Below are 16,522 nucleotides of genomic sequence, written 5' to 3'. Positions count from 1 at the left end.
AATGAGAAAATTGTTTTTGGCTTTCGGACTCTGGTTGCTAACTTTCAGTGGGTCTGTTATGGCACAAAGCACTGGGGAGAAGGAGCATAACTTCAATGTCGCAAAGAATCTTGAGACTTTTTCGGCTATTTACAAGTATCTTGACTTGATGTATGTTGATAGCCTTAATGCCGACGAGGTAATCGGAACGGGTATCAATTACATGCTCCGTTCGCTCGACCCTTATACAATTTATTACCCAGAGGAGAAGGTGAAAGACCTCGACTTGATGATTTCGGGTAAGTATGCAGGTGTCGGTGCATTGATTCGTTATAATTTCTTATTGAAGAATACGGTGATTGATGAGCCTTATGAGAATATGCCTGCTGCGGAAGTTGGCTTGAAGAAGGGTGATGTCATCCTTGCTATTGGCGATTCGTCAATGGTGGGTAAGGATGTTGCATATGTCAGCAATCATCTACGTGGCGATGCTGGTACGACCTTTATCCTGACCATTCAGCGTCCGTCAGTGAATAAGAAGATGAAGTTTAAGATTACCCGTCGAGCTATTCAGCTCCCTGCTGTACCTTATTATGGTGTGCAGGATGGTGGAGTGGGATATTTGAATCTTAATTCTTTCACAACGGGTTGTGCTAAGGACGTACGTCGTGCCTTCCTTGATATGAAGAAGCAGGGTATGACCTCACTTGTCTTCGATCTCCGTAACAATGGAGGTGGTAGTTTGCAAGAAGCGGTTAACATCGTAAATATGTTTGTACCGAAAGGGATTACACTGGTGAAGACAGTGGGTAAGATGGAGCGTGCAAACAAAGAGTATAAGACGACAGTTGAACCTATCGACACTGTTATGCCGATTGTTGTGTTGGTGAATGATGAGACTGCGAGTGCCAGTGAGATTACCAGTGGTAGTCTGCAAGACCTTGATCGTGCGGTAGTTCTCGGTACACGTACCTATGGTAAGGGACTTGTTCAGGTGTCAATGGACCTTCCTTATAATGGAAACTTAAAACTCACGTCAAGTAAGTATTATATCCCAAGCGGACGCTGTATACAAGCTATCAACTATAAGCATGCAAATGGCGGATATACTGAGCATGTACCAGACTCGTTAACACATGTGTTCCACACGGCAAATGGACGTGAGGTGCGTGATGGTGGTGGTATCAAACCAGATGTTGAGGTACGTCCAGACTCTCTACCAAACATTGCTTTCTATCTTGCTTCCTCTGGTCGCGATTCAACAGAGGTAATGTGGAATTGGGAGTTGCAGTATTTGAAGAAGCATCCTACAATTGGTCCTGCAAAGACATTTGTCATTTCAGATGCTGATTTTGAAGACTTCAAGCAAGCTGTATTGAAGAGTGGATTCAAGTATGACCGTGAAAGTAAGAAATACTTGGAGAATCTTGTGAAGTTGGCTAAGTTCGAAGGCTATTATGATGATGCGAAAGGTGAGTTTGATGCCTTAGAGAAGAAGTTGAATCATAATCTTGCTAAAGACCTTGATTATAACAAGCAAACCCTGAAGAAGGTGTTGACGAGCGACCTCGTTTCAGCTTATTATTACCAGAAAGGCTCCTTGGAGAATAGTCTGCAGTTTGATAAGCAGTGGAAAAAGGCTGTGGAAATCTTGAAGAATCCAGCAGAGTATAAGAAACTCTTGCAGCCTGTTGTTGGTCAGCCTTTGGTTAAGCTCGAGCCAGCAAGCAATGTAGCTGTTGATAAAAAGCAGAAGTCAAAGGCGAAATAAAGGGAACTTTTTAATAAAAGGAATAAGGCTTATGAGTTCAAGTGGAACTTATAAGCCTTATTCTTATATAGTCATTTTGTGTGTTTATTTATGGGTTACTTGTCATGTTAATGAACTGCTTTGTGATAGATAATTCTCTTTATATATGAAATATTTTCTTTTATAGGGATTGACTTATATGTCTTTTTTCTTTATCTTTGCCCTGTGGGAACCTTACTTGCTTGTTATTCAGTGGCAAGGCAAGTGGAGGATGAATATGAGAACGATACTTGAAAAAGTTGTTTTCAAGTGCTTGTTTCGCTTATAATAGTTTGTACTATAAATTTGATGAATATGAAAAAAGAGATTCTACTCTTATGTTTGTTGTTTTCTTGGGTTGGAGTTTTTGCACAGAAACCTATGGAAGGAGTGTGGATGGGTAAGTTGAATCTTGGTCCACAATTATTGACTATTGTGTTACATGTGAATTGTAATGCACAAGGAAAGGTTGAATGTACGCTCGATAGTCCTGATCAAGGGGCAAAGGGGATAGCGGTAGAAACAGATTACTGCTCGTCTGATTCTATCAGTGTAAGCCTCGCAAGTTTGGCTCTCAGCTATCAAGGAAAATTGAAAGGGGACGAGATAGTCGGTACTTTTACCCAGGGGCAACCCTTTCCATTAACCTTGAAACGAGGAGAGGAGAAACTAAATCGTCCGCAGAACCCTGTAGCTCCCTATCCATATAAGACAGAAGAAGTGACGTTTAATAATGTGACAGATAAGGCAACACTTGTTGGGACATTGTCATACCCTATTGGTTATAAGAAAGGACAGACCCCTGTTGTGTTGATGGTTACTGGGAGTGGGCAGGAGAACAGAGATGAAGAAGTCTTCGATCATAAGCCTTTCCTTGTTATAGCAGACTATCTTGCACGGAATGGTGTAGCCACTTTGCGTTATGATGACCGTGGTTTTGGTAAATCAACAGGCGGAGATGTGGAACATGCAACGACGCTTGATTTTATGCGAGATGCAATGAGTGGTGTTGAATTTCTGCGTAGGTCAAAGCTTTTTGGTAAGGTTGGCGTACTCGGACATAGTGAAGGAGGCTCTATAGCTTTCATGTTGGGAGCGAAAGGGAAAGTAGATTTCGTTATTAGTATGGCTGGTATTGGCGTGAAAGGAGATACAGCTTTGACAGCACAAACAAATAAGATACTTGAACTAACAGGGCAATCAATGCGTTTCTCTACGCATCAGTATCGTATGAATGCCATTATAAAGAGGTCACCTTGGTTGAATTTCTTTATTGATTATGATCCATCTGGGGATATTTCAAAGACGCTTTGTCCTGTTATGGCTATTAATGGTAATCGTGATATTCAAGTAATCTCATCGCTGAATCTTACAGGAATTAAGGCTCATCTAAAGAATAATCCCAAAAACGTTATCAAAGAATATCTATCTCTTAACCATCTTTTCCAACACTGTAAGACAGGAAATGTTTCGGAGTATAGGATGATAGAAGAAACAATCTCGCCAGAAGTCTTGGAAGATATCGTTCGTTTTATCAAACAATAAATACAGAATTCGCTGTTTATTTAGAATTGATAAGTGGTGATATGTGCTTATATGCACTTGATTTAGTAGTCTTTATATGGACTGTTCTTACCTTTTAGTTATCTAAAGAACGTTTTGCATAGAATTATTTTCATGAAAGGAAGAATTTATCTTCATGAAAAAAATATTTTTCTTCACGAAAAGAATTATTTTCTTTCATGAAAGGAATTTGGGTTTTGGTAAACTCTTTCGATGTGAAGAAATGGTGTTTTTCTTCTCATATCACAAAAAAATAATTACTTGAAGGTTTGGAATTCTCGAGCAGAATATGTAAATTTGTGGCGTGTTCATTTAATAACATCATTACCGTTATGAAACTTATAAAGAAAAAAGAAAAGAACAATATTACCACATCGGTCTTATTCTCAGAGAGACCAACGATGCGGTCTGGCTTCTTGTCTGTGATTGGTATGATGTCAAGGAAACGCTTTGAACGCTATCTGCAAGGGAATGATTTAGAAGATTTGCAGAGAGATACAAGGCTCATTGCAAATGATATGAACACTGTGTTAAAACGGCTAAACTATGGAAGGTAATAAACACAAAGAGACTAAACAAGACACATCTACGTTGCCTACTAAAGAAGAGTTATCAGAAGACATAACCGATATTAATAAAGTACTTGAAAACTTAGAACCTGACCAACGCTCTAAAATAGTAAGTGCTTTTATGGCATTAGAAACAGAACACTCTTTTCGTGGTCCTTTGCCTGCTCCTGAAGATTTTAAAGCCTATGGGGAAGTTATTCCTGATGCACCAGAACGTATCTTGTGTTTGATGGAGCAGCAGGTGGAACATCGCATAGGTACAGAAAGAAGTATCGTTACAAGTGGATTGAAAGAAAGTCAGCGAGGACAATGGATGGGATATTCTATTGTCGTAATTCTTATTGGATTGTCGACGCTTTTAGCTCTTTATGGACATGATGTAACTGCTGGGATTATGATAACGGCAGCTATAGGTTTAGCTGTGGTTTTTGTGCTAAAGCAAAATCCACATGCAAATGAACAGGATGAAGTGGAAAAAGAATGAGTTGTTTAACTTGTTTTTTATTCCGTCTAAATCGTTTGTGTGCTGATAAAAAAAGCCGTAAAACATTTGGTATGTGGCGAAAATATTCGTAACTTTGCAAACGTTCAGAGGAATGAGGGGCTTTCAATAGTCCCTCATTTTTCATATTAAAACGCTTATGATAGATAAAAACGTTGTAAAAAGTCTCGTTGACGAGTGGCTGGAGGGTAAGGAGTACTTCCTGGTTGACATTCAAATCAGTTCTGACGATAAGATTGTCGTTGAGATTGATCATGCCGATGGCGTGTGGATTGAAGATTGTGTAGAGTTGAGCAAGTATATCGAGGATCGTCTCTCACGTGATGAAGAGGATTACGAACTTGAGGTAGGTTCTGCAGGATTGGGTCAGCCTTTCAAAGTTCCTCAGCAGTATCAGAACTTCATCGGTAAGGAAGTTGAGGTGCTCGGTAAGGACGGAAAGAAAGTCAAAGGCGTATTAAAGAGCGTTGATGGTAACGACTTTGTTGTGGCAGTCAATGAGAAGGTACAAGTGGAAGGTAAGAAACGTCCAGTGAAGATGGATGTAGACCACGCGTACAAGATGGATGAAGTAAAATATACAAAATACATAATAAGTTTCAAGTAAAGCTATGGCAGCAAGAAAAATAGAAGAAGAACGTCCGAATATGATCGAGACCTTCAAGGAGTTTAAAGACACCAAGAGCATCGATCGTACTACATTGGTGAGCGTTTTGGAGGAGAGCTTCCGCAATGTACTCGCTAAGATTTTCGGTAGTGACGAAAACTTCGACGTGATTGTAAACCCTGATAAGGGCGACTTCGAGATTCACCGTAACCGTGTGGTTGTGGCTGATGGTGAGGTTGAGGATGAGAATAAGGAAATAAGCCTTACAGATGCACGTAAGATAGAGGCAGACTATGAAGTAGGTGAGGATGTAAGTGAGGAGGTTGACTTCAATAAGTTCGGTCGCCGTGCTATTTTGAACCTTCGTCAGACATTGGCTTCTAAGATTCTTGAGCTGGAGCATGACTCTCTCTATAACAAGTATAAGGACCGTGTTGGTCAGATTATCTCTGGTGAGGTTTATCAGACTTGGAAGCGTGAGGTTCTGCTTGTTGACGAAGAGAATAATGAGTTGATTCTCCCTAAGGGTGAGCAGATTCCACGTGATCAGTATCGTAAGGGCGAGACTGTTCGTGCGGTGATTCATCGTGTTGACAATGAGAATAATAATCCAAAGATTATCCTCTCACGTACTGCTCCAGAGTTCCTTGAGCGTCTGCTTGAGGCTGAAGTACCTGAAATCAATGACGGTTTGATAGCTATTCGTAAGATTGCTCGTATGCCTGGTGAGCGTGCAAAGATTGCTGTTGAGAGCTTTGATGAGCGTATCGACCCAGTAGGCGCTTGTGTTGGTGTACGTGGTAGCCGTGTTCATGGTATCGTTCGTGAACTTTGCAACGAGAATCTCGACGTTATCAACTGGACTGCAAATACAAAACTCTTTATTCAGCGTGCACTTGCTCCTGCAAAGGTGAGCAGCTTGACTGTTGATGAGGAGAATAAGAAGGCTGAGGTTTACTTGCAGCCAGAGGAGGTAAGTCTTGCTATTGGTCGTGGCGGTATGAACATCAAGTTGGCAAGTATGCTGACAGGTTATACCATCGACGTATTCCGTGAACTTGACGAACAGAATGCAGAGGAGGATATTTACTTGGATGAGTTCTCTGATGAAATCGATCAGTGGGTTATCGATGCCATTAAGGGTATCGGACTTGACACAGCGCGCCAGGTACTCAACGCTCCACGTGAGATGCTGATTGAAAAGGCAGACTTGGAGGTAGAGACCGTTGATAGCGTGTTGAACGTATTGAGATCAGAGTTTGAACAGTAAAAGGTGATTGGTTGGTGGGTGATGGCTGTTGACTGAAAGCTAACGGGTGTGACTATTCAGCAACTCCATGTTCGGAACCCCTCTCTACCAAAAGGCATATCAACAACCAACACCCTACACCGAAAAATAAAGTTAATGAGCATCAGATTAAACAAAGCAATTCGTGAATTGAATATAGGACTCCAAACGGCAGTGGAGTTCTTAGAGAAGAAGCCAGAGTTAGGCGAGGTGAAGAATGAGCTTAACTTCAAGCTAAGCGAGGGTCAATATAAAGCTCTCGTAGATGCCTTCAATAATGATAAGGAGGTAAAGAAGGACGCTGCTAAGCTTTTGCAGAAGAAGACTAAAGAAAAGAAAAGTGCTGCAGAACATAAAGGCGAAGCAGTCATGAAGGCTGAGCGTCAGCAGTATAAACCAGTCGGAAAGATAGACCTTGATCAGCTGAATAAGCCAGCTGCAAAGAAAGCTGCTGCTCCTGTTGAGAACAAACCTACCCCTGCTGCTGCCGTAGAACCTGCAGAGGAGAAGAAAAAGGTAGAGAAACATGATGCAAGCAAGAAGCCTGCTGTAAATAAAGAAGAGGCTAAACCTGTTGCTCCAAAGGTTGAGAAACCTGTTGAAGTGAAGGCTGAACCTAAAAAGAATGAAACTCCTGTAGCTAAGGCTGAGGTAAAGGCTGAGCCTAAGGTACAGGCTGGTTCAGTAGCTACTAATACTCCAGCTGAACCTGCAGTTGCAGAGGAGAAAAAAGATAATGGCTTGTTCCAGACCAAGAATGAGAAGAAAATCTTAAATACACCTAAGGTGAATGTCTTAGGTAAGATTGATCTCAGCACTTTGAACCAGAGTACCCGCCCTAAGAAGAAGAGTAAGGAGGAACGTCGTAAAGAGCGTGAAGAGAAAGCTGGTCAGGGTAATGGTCAGGGCAAGAAGAAACGCGTTCGTATTAACAAGGAACGTGTTGATATCAATGCTGCAGCTAATCAGCAGCAGAATCAGAATGGTAAGAAAGGCAATAACAACAATGGCAGTGGCAACAAGAATGCGGGTAAGAAGAAACGCAATCGTAATCAGAAGCCTTTAGAGGTTGATGATGAGGCTGTAGCACGCCAGGTAAAGGAGACACTTGCACGCTTGACAAGCAAGAGTCAGAATAAGAAGGGTGCTAAATACCGTAAAGAGAAGCGTGATGCTGTTCAAGAACGTCTGAATGCAGAGGCTAAGGCAGAGCGCAAGGAAAGTAAGATATTGAAGTTGACAGAGTTTGTTACTGTTTCAGAGTTGGCAACAATGATGAATGTTCCTGTGACAAATGTCATCTCAACCTTGATGTCTGTAGGTATCATGGTGTCTATCAACCAGCGTCTTGATGCAGAGACTATCAACCTTGTTGCTGATGAGTTCGACTTCAAGACAGAGTATGTTAGTGCTGAAGTACAGGAAGCTGTTAGTGAAGAGGAGGATGATGAGAACGATCTCGTGTCACGTGCTCCAATCGTGACAGTCATGGGTCATGTTGACCATGGTAAGACTTCTTTGCTCGACCATATCCGTAATACGAATGTAATTGCTGGTGAGGCAGGTGGTATTACCCAGCACATCGGTGCTTATGGTGTGACACTTGAGAATGGCCGTAAGGTTACCTTTCTTGATACTCCGGGTCACGAAGCATTTACTGCTATGCGTGCTCGTGGTGCACAGGTTACTGATATTGTGATTATCATCATTGCTGCAGACGACTCTGTGATGCCTACTACCAAGGAGGCTATTGCTCATGCACAGGCAGCAGGTGTTCCTATGGTCTTTGCAATCAATAAGATTGATAAGCCAGGAGCTAACCCTGATAAGATTCGTGAAGACTTGTCACAAATGAATCTGCTCGTTGAAGAGTGGGGTGGTAAGTATCAGTGTCAGGAAATCAGTGCTAAGAAGGGTGTCGGAGTGAACGAACTTCTTGATAAAGTTCTTCTTGAGGCTGATATGATGGATCTCAAAGCTAACCCTAACCGTAAGGCTACAGGTACTATCATTGAGTCTTCACTTGATAAGGGTCGTGGTTATGTAAGTACGGTTCTTGTATCTAATGGTACTTTGAAGATTGGTGATAATGTTATCGCTGGTACTTCATGGGGTCGTATCAAGGCTATGTTCAATGAGCGTAACCAGCGTATTGAGAGTGCTGGACCAGCAGAGCCTGCAATCATCCTCGGTCTGAATGGTGCACCAACAGCTGGTGATACCTTCCATGTTATGGAGACAGAGCAGGAGGCACGTGAGATTGCAAACAAGCGTGAACAGTTGCAGCGTGAGCAAGGCTTGCGTACACAGACTCGTCTTACCCTGTCTGATATCTCTCATCGAATCGCTCGTGGTGAGTTCCATGAGATGAATATCATTGTTAAGGGTGATACTGATGGATCTATCGAGGCATTGTCTGACTCATTCATCAAACTGTCAACAGAGAAGGTTAATGTTAATGTTATCAGTAAGGCTGTAGGTCAGATTTCTGAGAACGATGTTATGTTGGCATCTGCTTCAGACGCTGTTATCGTCGGCTTTCAGGTTCGTCCTTCTGCTGATGCACGCCGTTTGGCTGACCGTGAGGGTGTAGAAATCAATACTTACTCTGTCATCTATGATGCTATCGACGATGTTAAGTCAACGATGGTGGGTATGCTTGATAAGGTGAAGAAGGAGATTGTCACTGGTCAGTTTGAAGTTAAACAGGTCTTCAAGATTTCCAAGGTTGGAACTGTTGCTGGTGGTATGGTTACTGAAGGTAAGGTTCACAGCAAGGATAAGGGTCGCGTAGTCCGTGACGGAATCGTTATCCATACAGCTCCTATTGATGCTTTGAAGCGTTATAAGGACGATGTGAAGGAGGTAGCTACAGGACTTGAATGTGGTATTTCACTTGTCAATTACAATGATTTACAGGTGGGTGATATCATCGAAACCTTCACGGAGATTGAGGTTGAACAGAAATTGTAACAATATAAAAAACCGTCTTTTCTCCATCAAAGGAGTAAAGGCGGTTTTTTTTCATGGTAACAAATGTTGCCATTGGTCTTTGTGGCATACATATTGTATGTTCACAGAGTGTATATAAGTATTGAGAATAGAGACGGTGGAAACTAAGAACTTATTGTTGGATGAATTGAAACGATAGGTTTAAATGAATTAAACAATAGGTATAGGAAAGACAGATAGTGTATTTGGATGGGCTAAACGTTAGAGGTAAAGAAGCATACTGAAAAGGTAATTATTCTCTTTAACCCTTCTAACTCCCTCTAACTCTTTTGACTCCAGAGTATTCTCCCTCTCTTTAATCACAAAAACAAATGTCTGAGAACAAGAATAATGAATTTGTAAAGAAGGTCGCAGAGCAGAAGTATGAGTTCGGCTTTACGACTGATGTACATACGGAGGTCATTCCGAAGGGTCTGAACGAAGATGTCGTTCGACTTATTTCGCAGAAGAAAGGGGAACCAGAGTGGCTCCTCGATTTTCGTTTGAAGGCTTTCCGTTACTGGCAGACACTCCCTATACCAACGTGGGGACACTTGCATTTGCCAGAGTTACATCTGCAGGATATCTCCTATTATGCTGATCCATTGGCGAAGAAGCCTAAGAATAAGGAGATTGATCCAGAGTTAGAGAAGACTTTCGATAAGTTAGGTATTCCTTTGGAGGAACGATTGGCTTTGAGTGGTACGGCAGTTGATGCTATTATGGACTCCGTGTCAGTGAAGACAACCTTTAAGAAGCAGTTGGCTGAGAAGGGGATTATCTTCTGTTCTATCGGTGAGGCGGTTCAGGAACACCCAGACTTGGTGCGTAAATACCTTGGTAGTGTTGTTCCTTATCGTGACAACTATTCTGCAGCACTCAACTCTGCGGTCTTTAGTGATGGTTCCTTTGTATATATCCCTAAGGGCGTTCGCTGTCCGATGGAACTTAGTTCGTACTTCCGTATCAATGCGGTTAATACAGGTCAGTTCGAACGTACATTGATTGTAGCTGATGATGATTCGTATGTTAGCTATCTTGAGGGCTGTACTGCTCCTATGCGTGACGAGAATCAGTTGCATGCAGCAGTAGTTGAAATCGTTGTCTTGGACAATGCAGAAGTAAAATACTCTACTGTTCAGAACTGGTATCCAGGTGATGAAAATGGTAAGGGTGGTGTCTTGAACCTTGTTACAAAGCGTGGCGAACTGCGTGGAGTGAACTCAAAGCTGTCATGGACACAGGTAGAGACAGGTTCGGCAATCACTTGGAAGTATCCTTCTTGTGTATTGAAGGGCGATAACTCACAGGCAGAATTCTATTCTGTTGCTGTAACCAATAACTACCAAGAGGCTGATACGGGTACGAAGATGATTCACATGGGTAAGAATACCAAGAGTACAATCATCTCTAAGGGTATCTCTGCTGGCCATAGTCAGAACTCTTATCGTGGCTTGGTTCGTGCTACAGCCAATGCTGAGAATGCCCGCAACTATTCAAGTTGTGACTCTCTTCTCTTAGGTTCTGACTGCGGTGCTCACACATTCCCTTATATGGACATCCACAACGATACAGCTATTGTTGAGCATGAGGCTACCACTTCGAAGATTAGTGAGGACCAGCTTTTCTATTGCAATCAGCGTGGTATTCCTACTGAAGATGCTGTTGGTTTGATCGTCAATGGATATGCTAAGGACGTACTCAATAAGCTTCCAATGGAATTTGCTGTTGAGGCACAAAAACTACTCTCTGTAACACTTGAAGGAACGGTAGGATAATATAACTGAATATACAACATGCGAAAGGTCATTCTTATCACGTCTGGCTTGCTGCTAACAACAATGCTTCAAGCCCAGTCATGGCAAATAAAGCCGTGGCAGAAATATTTGATTGATGAGCAAGTGAAGCAGGATACATCGATTACATGCCAGTCTGTGATGGGGCTACCGTATACACCCAAGCCCTTTGACACTCGTCTCTATCGTACAGTTACGGGCTCGGAGATGATAGGTAACTTACCACCTTATAAGAAGAAATCAAAGTCTTTCTTTGGTAAAGATGCTTATTCGTCCTCGCTCCTTGAAGAGCAAATAGAGCAAGAGAGAATCGAAAAGATGGCTCGTGGTGAGTATCACTTTTCTGATTTCATATTCGATACGTTGTTAGATGTTGTTAATTCATTTTTAGTGAAAGAAAATTAAAGCAAAGATAATATGTTAGAAGTAAGAAACCTGCATGCAACCATCGCAGGCAAAGAAATATTAAGAGGCATCAACCTCACAATTAAAGATGGTGAGATTCATGCTATTATGGGTCCTAATGGATCTGGTAAGTCAACACTGAGTGCAGTACTTACAGGTAATCCTCTCTATGAGGTAACTGATGGTATGGCATTGTTTAATGGTAAGAATCTCTTGGAGATGAAGCCAGAGGAGCGTTCTCATGAAGGACTCTTCTTGTCTTTCCAGTATCCAGTGGAGATACCTGGCGTAAGTATGACTAACTTCATGAAGGCTGCTATCAATGCAAAGCGTGCCTATGAAGGATTAGAGCCAATGAAGGCTGCAGAGTTTATGGCACTTATGCGTGAGAAACGTCAGTTGGTTGGGATGGATTCAAATCTCTCTCGCCGTAGTGTAAATGAAGGCTTCTCTGGTGGTGAGAAGAAGCGCAACGAGATTTTCCAGATGGCAATGTTAGAGCCAAAGCTTAGTATTCTTGATGAGACAGACTCTGGTCTTGACGTTGATGCTATGCGTATCGTGGCTGAGGGTGTAAACAAGATGCACAATGAAACGACTTCAGCTATTGTTATTACGCACTATGAGCGTCTGTTAGAGATGATTAAGCCAGATGTTATCCATGTGCTTTATAAGGGTCGTATCGTGAAGACTGCAGGTCCTGAACTTGCAAAGGAGATTGAGCAGCGCGGTTACGATTGGATTAAGGAAGAGGTTGATGCAGAGGAATAATCGGTGGCTTAAGAGTATCTTGTAGTTCTAATAAAAATAGTATTACGAGTGGTATTAGTCCCGCTATCTTTTAGATAAAACCTCCAAAAAGAAATTACAATGCAAAGCGAAAAACAATATATAGACCTCTATACAGAGGCGCAGCAACTCATCAAAGAGCATGCTGCACCTGTGCTCAATGAGGTACGCGATAAGGCTTTTGAAGACTTCCGTCGACAGGGCTTTCCTACCAAGAAGGTGGAACGCTATAAGTACACGGATATGCAAAAGCTCTTTGAACCTGATTATGGATTGAATCTCAACCGTCTTGAGATTCCTGTTAATCCTTATGATACCTTCAAGTGCGATGTTCCAAATCTCAGCACTTCTCTTTATTTCGTAGTGAATGATCAGTTCTACAGTAAGTCACTTCCAAAGGCAAAACTTAATGATGGTGTTATTGTTGACAGCTTGAATCATGTAGCAACTGAGCGTCCTGAGTTGGTTGCGAAGTATTATGGTCGTCTTGCCAATACTGAGGCAGATGCGATAACAGCTTTGAATACAATGCTTGCACAAGATGGTCTCTTTATCTATGTGCCTAAGAATGTACAGCTTGAGCGTACCATACAAGTAATCAATATCCTTCGTTCAGATGTTGACTTGATGGTCAACCGTCGAGTACTCATTGTTCTTGAAGAAGGTGCTAAGGCGCAGTTCCTCTTCTGTGACCATGCTGCTGACGACCGTAACTTCCTTGCTACACAGGTAATCGAAGCCTACGTAGGTGCGAATGCTAATCTTGAGTTGAATTGTCTTGAGGAAACACATGCAAAGAATGTACGCGTGTCGAATGTATATATCGAGCAGCAGCGTGATTCACGTGCAAGCCACAATGTCATTACATTGCATAACGGAGTTACTCGCAATATGCTCGACCTTGTTTTCAAGGGAGAGGGTAGCGAATGTTTCTGTAATGGTTGTGTGATAGCTGATAAGAGTCAGCACGTTGACAACAATACGCTTATCGACCATCAAGTACCTCATTGCACAAGTAACGAACTTTACAAGTACGTACTTGATGATAATGCAGTTGGTGCTTTTGCTGGTCGTGTTCTTGTTCGCAAGGGCGCGCAGAAGACGCTTTCACAAGAGAACAACCGTAACCTTTGTGCCAGCAAGACAGCTCGTATGTTCACCCAGCCAATGCTTGAGATTTATGCTGATGATGTTCAGTGTAATCATGGTTCAACAGTAGGACAGCTTAATGATGCTGCGCTCTTCTACATGCAGCAGCGTGGTATTGATAAGAAAGAAGCAAAGCTCCTCCTTGAGTTTGCCTTTATCAATGAGGTAATTGATAAGATGGAGCTTGAACCACTGCGCGACCGTCTCCACCATTTGGTAGAGAAGCGTTTCCGTGGTGAGCTTGATAAGTGTGAAGGTTGCGATTTGTGTAAGTAATTTGGTATTAGGCTAATTGGGCTTATTAGCCTTATTAGCCTTATTAGCCCAATTAGCCCAATAAAAGATGTACGATATAACGAAAGTTCGGGAATCCTTCCCAATTCTCTCACGCACCGTCTATGGTAAACCCCTGATTTATCTTGACAATGGTGCTACCACACAGAAACCGCTCTGTGTGTTGGATGCTATGCAGGAAGAGTACCTCAATGTAAATGCTAATGTGCACCGTGGTGTACACTGGATGTCACAACAGGCTACTGACTTGCATGAGGCAGCACGTGAGACAGTGCGGAAGTTTATCAATGCTCGTTCAACAACTGAGATTGTCTTCACACGTGGTACGACAGAGAGTTTGAATCTCGTTGCTTCCAGTTTTGTTGAAGGCTGCATGAAGGAAGGCGATGAAGTGATAGTTTCTACCATGGAACATCATTCAAACATTGTGCCTTGGCAGCTACAAGAACAGCGTAAGGGGATTGTGCTAAAGGTTATTCCTATGACCGATGAGGGTGAACTTCAGCTTGAAGAATATGAAAAACTCTTCACCGAACGTACAAAGCTTGTTAGTGTAACGCAGGTAAGCAATGTTCTTGGAACCGTCAATCCTGTAAAGGAGATGATTCGTATCGCCCACGAACACGGTGTTCCTGTAGTAGTGGATGGTGCGCAAAGCGTTCCTCACTTTGCTGTTGATGTGCAAGACTTAGATTGCGATTTCCTCGCTTTTAGTGGTCATAAGGTGTATGGTCCGACAGGTGTGGGCGTTCTTTATGGTAAAGAAGAGTGGCTCGACCGACTACCTCCCTATCAAGGTGGTGGTGAGATGATAGAGCGTGTTAGCTTTGAGAAGACGACCTTTGAGCGTCCCCCTTTGAAGTTTGAGGCAGGAACTCCTGATTATATTGCAACGCACGGACTTGCAACTGCTATCGACTATGTTACTTCTTTGGGTATGGATAATATCCTCACCCATGAACAAGAACTCACACGTTATGCGCTTCAGCAGCTCCGTGAGATAGAGGGGATGCACATCTATGGACATAACAATGACAGCGGTGATGCTGTTATCAGTTTCAATGTCGGTGATATTCACCACATGGATCTTGGTACATTGCTCGACCAGTTAGGTATTGCTGTCCGCACGGGTCATCATTGTGCACAACCTTTGATGGATCGCCTTGGTATCCTTGGTACTGTTCGTGCCTCCTTCGGATTATATAACACACGTGAGGAAGTGGATGCTTTGGTAGCAGGCATCAAGCGTATTGCAATGATGTTTTAAGGAAATAAGTAGATTCAAACAGGCGTTTATATGCGTTTCATTACGCTTATGAACGCCTGTTTTCTTGCAGATATACAAGGTGTACACTGAGGTTCTTATCCCTTCTTACACTTATAAAGGCTGAAGGCAAACCAAGTAAGGAATACTCCTTGTAATAGTAATGATGAAACAATCGGGAATATAGTCAGAATCAAAGCCAACTGAGCTTGTGTGATATACGAAGCCTGCTTGCTACTCACTTCCCGTTCGAGGACAGAGCTGTAATAATTGCGTAGCCACTCCAATGGAGTTTGTAACCATGCAGCTGCGTCTGTGAAGAAACGACTAAGCTCGTTGTACGATGCGTTACGCTCTGTAAGAATCAATTCTTTTTTCATATTCTTTGTTCTTTAATTGTTGCTATATATAAATGATGTGTAAAACATTCCTTGGTTTACGTTTGCAAAAGTAATTGTGTATTGTGCAAGGAATGTTCACTCTGCAAAAAATATTTGTTATATAAGATTAAAATGAAAGGTTCTTTAACTTTTAAAACCTATTGCTCATGCTGAAAAGTCATTATTATGAAAGCCTAATAGAGGCTGGTTGCGACGAAGCAGGCAGAGGATGCCTTGCTGGAAGTGTCTATGCTGCTGCTGTTATTCTCCCATCTGATTATCAGAATGAGTTGTTAAACGACTCAAAGAAGCTGACGGCAAAGAAGCGTTATGCACTTCGTGAGGAGATTGAGCGTGATGCTATTGCATGGGCAGTGGGTATCGTTACGCCTGAAGAGATAGATAAGATAAATATTCTCAACGCCTCTTTCTTGGCTATGCATCGAGCGTTGGACCAGTTGAAGGTACGTCCAGAAGCGGTTATCGTTGATGGTAATCGTTTTAAGCCTTACCAAGATCTACCTTCAACAACCATAGTTAAAGGAGATGGGAAGTATCTTTCTATTGCAGCTGCCTCAATCCTTGCCAAGACTTATCGTGATGACTATATGCTCTCTTTGGCTGAGGAATATCCGCAATATGACTGGCAATCCAATATGGGTTATCCAACGAAGAAGCATCGTCAGGCTATTCGTGAACATGGTATCACACCTTATCATCGCAAAAGTTATAACCTTTTGGGTGATGGGCAGCTCTCTTTTGACTTTTAAGCCTAATTGAGTATATGTTTCTAAACTGATTTTGTTGTATTGTTAAGCATCTTGTTTGTTATTGTAACACCACCATTGTGGACTAACATCAAGTTACAAAGACAGACAAGATACTAATAAGAGCCTAAATTCGGTTTAAAAATGGGGTCTTCAGCAATTTGGAGTGATACCTTTTGAGATTAGAAGTTTGAAGATAGGTCACACAGAGTAAAGGAGAACACAGAGGTTTTATATAGTAGCAATCGTTAGGCACAGAGGCACCGTTGGTGCGTGGAGGGACAGAGGATATTTACGAGTTTTATTAATACTTTGGTCTACTTCATTACAAAGCAGTGTTTTGCAAGATTTCTTAAAACGTTTATTCGTTTATTACCAAAGCTATCAGCA

Annotated in this window: 14 protein-coding genes; 13 read left to right on the top strand and 1 reads right to left on the bottom strand. The window is 42.1% G+C overall.

The annotated features are described in order from the left end of the window. Position 1 precedes the first annotated feature (1 nt). From J4861_RS10890 to J4861_RS10835, 12 genes are all read left to right on the top strand, one after another. A complete protein-coding gene (locus J4861_RS10890; RefSeq protein WP_211816848.1) occupies positions 2 to 1,750 on the top strand; it encodes a S41 family peptidase in 1,749 nt (582 codons plus the stop codon). Between the two features lie 333 nt (positions 1,751 to 2,083). Then, a complete protein-coding gene (locus tag J4861_RS10885) occupies positions 2,084 to 3,313 on the top strand; it encodes an alpha/beta hydrolase family protein (RefSeq protein ID WP_211816847.1) in 1,230 nt (409 codons plus the stop codon). Between the two features lie 350 nt (positions 3,314 to 3,663). After that, a complete protein-coding gene (locus J4861_RS10880) occupies positions 3,664 to 3,888 on the top strand; it encodes a hypothetical protein (protein WP_211816846.1) in 225 nt (74 codons plus the stop codon). Next, the gene (locus J4861_RS10875; protein ID WP_211793537.1) at positions 3,878 to 4,384 is read left to right on the top strand and encodes a DUF2335 domain-containing protein; all 507 of its coding nucleotides are present in this window, start codon (positions 3,878 to 3,880) and stop codon (positions 4,382 to 4,384) included. The genes J4861_RS10880 and J4861_RS10875 overlap by 11 nt, the downstream gene beginning before the upstream one ends. 157 nt (positions 4,385 to 4,541) lie before the next feature. After that, positions 4,542 to 5,009, top strand: coding sequence for a ribosome assembly cofactor RimP (rimP, locus tag J4861_RS10870; RefSeq protein ID WP_025836736.1), 468 nt, complete (start codon positions 4,542 to 4,544; stop codon positions 5,007 to 5,009). Positions 5,010 to 5,013: 4 nt separating this feature from the next. Continuing rightward, the gene (nusA, locus tag J4861_RS10865; RefSeq protein ID WP_004358716.1) at positions 5,014 to 6,279 is read left to right on the top strand and encodes a transcription termination factor NusA; all 1,266 of its coding nucleotides are present in this window, start codon (positions 5,014 to 5,016) and stop codon (positions 6,277 to 6,279) included. A 135-nt stretch (positions 6,280 to 6,414) separates the two neighbouring features. Then, positions 6,415 to 9,270 (top strand): translation initiation factor IF-2, encoded by a 2,856-nt coding sequence (gene infB, locus J4861_RS10860; protein ID WP_211816845.1) that lies wholly within the window; start codon positions 6,415 to 6,417, stop codon positions 9,268 to 9,270. A 350-nt stretch (positions 9,271 to 9,620) separates the two neighbouring features. Continuing rightward, the gene (sufB, locus tag J4861_RS10855; protein WP_036885711.1) at positions 9,621 to 11,066 is read left to right on the top strand and encodes a Fe-S cluster assembly protein SufB; all 1,446 of its coding nucleotides are present in this window, start codon (positions 9,621 to 9,623) and stop codon (positions 11,064 to 11,066) included. 63 nt (positions 11,067 to 11,129) lie between these two features. Beyond that, the gene (locus tag J4861_RS10850; RefSeq protein ID WP_249110839.1) at positions 11,130 to 11,489 is read left to right on the top strand and encodes a hypothetical protein; all 360 of its coding nucleotides are present in this window, start codon (positions 11,130 to 11,132) and stop codon (positions 11,487 to 11,489) included. A gap of 12 nt (positions 11,490 to 11,501) precedes the next feature. Continuing rightward, positions 11,502 to 12,260 (top strand): Fe-S cluster assembly ATPase SufC, encoded by a 759-nt coding sequence (gene sufC / locus J4861_RS10845; RefSeq protein WP_211816843.1) that lies wholly within the window; start codon positions 11,502 to 11,504, stop codon positions 12,258 to 12,260. A gap of 99 nt (positions 12,261 to 12,359) precedes the next feature. Further along, positions 12,360 to 13,703: a Fe-S cluster assembly protein SufD gene (gene sufD / locus J4861_RS10840; protein WP_211816842.1), complete on the top strand. Its 1,344-nt coding sequence runs from the start codon at positions 12,360 to 12,362 to the stop codon at positions 13,701 to 13,703. 67 nt (positions 13,704 to 13,770) lie between these two features. Continuing rightward, the gene (locus J4861_RS10835) at positions 13,771 to 14,988 is read left to right on the top strand and encodes an aminotransferase class V-fold PLP-dependent enzyme (RefSeq protein WP_211816841.1); all 1,218 of its coding nucleotides are present in this window, start codon (positions 13,771 to 13,773) and stop codon (positions 14,986 to 14,988) included. Positions 14,989 to 15,083: 95 nt separating this feature from the next. Here J4861_RS10835 and J4861_RS10830 read toward each other — a convergent pair whose 3' ends face one another. Further along, complete coding sequence (locus J4861_RS10830; protein WP_211816840.1) at positions 15,084 to 15,365, bottom strand: hypothetical protein; 282 nt, start codon at positions 15,363 to 15,365, stop codon at positions 15,084 to 15,086. Between the two features lie 167 nt (positions 15,366 to 15,532). Here J4861_RS10830 and J4861_RS10825 point away from each other — a divergent pair, with 167 nt between their 5' ends. After that, positions 15,533 to 16,135, top strand: a complete 603-nt coding sequence (locus tag J4861_RS10825; RefSeq protein WP_211816839.1) for a ribonuclease HII — start codon at positions 15,533 to 15,535, stop codon at positions 16,133 to 16,135. The last annotated feature ends 387 nt before the right edge of the window (positions 16,136 to 16,522 follow it).

The organism is Prevotella melaninogenica, assembly GCF_018127925.1.
Classification (GTDB): Bacteria; Bacteroidota; Bacteroidia; order Bacteroidales; family Bacteroidaceae; genus Prevotella; species Prevotella melaninogenica_C.
The sequence above is the reverse complement of the archived record's forward strand: the minus strand, read 5'-3'. Positions and strand labels throughout refer to the sequence as shown.

Bases quoted from the DNA above. Each gene is read 5' to 3' on its own strand.
- J4861_RS10885 (WP_211816847.1), top strand. From the start codon at position 2,084: ATGAAAAAAGAGATTCTACTCTTATGTTTGTTGTTTTCTTGGGTTGGA.
- sufB (WP_036885711.1), top strand. From the start codon at position 9,621: ATGTCTGAGAACAAGAATAATGAATTTGTAAAGAAGGTCGCAGAGCAG.
- J4861_RS10890 (WP_211816848.1), top strand. From the start codon at position 2: ATGAGAAAATTGTTTTTGGCTTTCGGACTCTGGTTGCTAACTTTCAGT.
- nusA (WP_004358716.1), top strand. From the start codon at position 5,014: ATGGCAGCAAGAAAAATAGAAGAAGAACGTCCGAATATGATCGAGACC.
- J4861_RS10880 (WP_211816846.1), top strand. From the start codon at position 3,664: ATGAAACTTATAAAGAAAAAAGAAAAGAACAATATTACCACATCGGTC.
- J4861_RS10835 (WP_211816841.1), top strand. From the start codon at position 13,771: ATGTACGATATAACGAAAGTTCGGGAATCCTTCCCAATTCTCTCACGC.
- sufD (WP_211816842.1), top strand. From the start codon at position 12,360: ATGCAAAGCGAAAAACAATATATAGACCTCTATACAGAGGCGCAGCAA.
- infB (WP_211816845.1), top strand. From the start codon at position 6,415: ATGAGCATCAGATTAAACAAAGCAATTCGTGAATTGAATATAGGACTC.
- rimP (WP_025836736.1), top strand. From the start codon at position 4,542: ATGATAGATAAAAACGTTGTAAAAAGTCTCGTTGACGAGTGGCTGGAG.
- J4861_RS10875 (WP_211793537.1), top strand. From the start codon at position 3,878: ATGGAAGGTAATAAACACAAAGAGACTAAACAAGACACATCTACGTTG.
- J4861_RS10830 (WP_211816840.1), bottom strand. From the start codon at position 15,365: ATGAAAAAAGAATTGATTCTTACAGAGCGTAACGCATCGTACAACGAG.
- J4861_RS10825 (WP_211816839.1), top strand. From the start codon at position 15,533: ATGCTGAAAAGTCATTATTATGAAAGCCTAATAGAGGCTGGTTGCGAC.
- sufC (WP_211816843.1), top strand. From the start codon at position 11,502: ATGTTAGAAGTAAGAAACCTGCATGCAACCATCGCAGGCAAAGAAATA.
- J4861_RS10850 (WP_249110839.1), top strand. From the start codon at position 11,130: ATGCTTCAAGCCCAGTCATGGCAAATAAAGCCGTGGCAGAAATATTTG.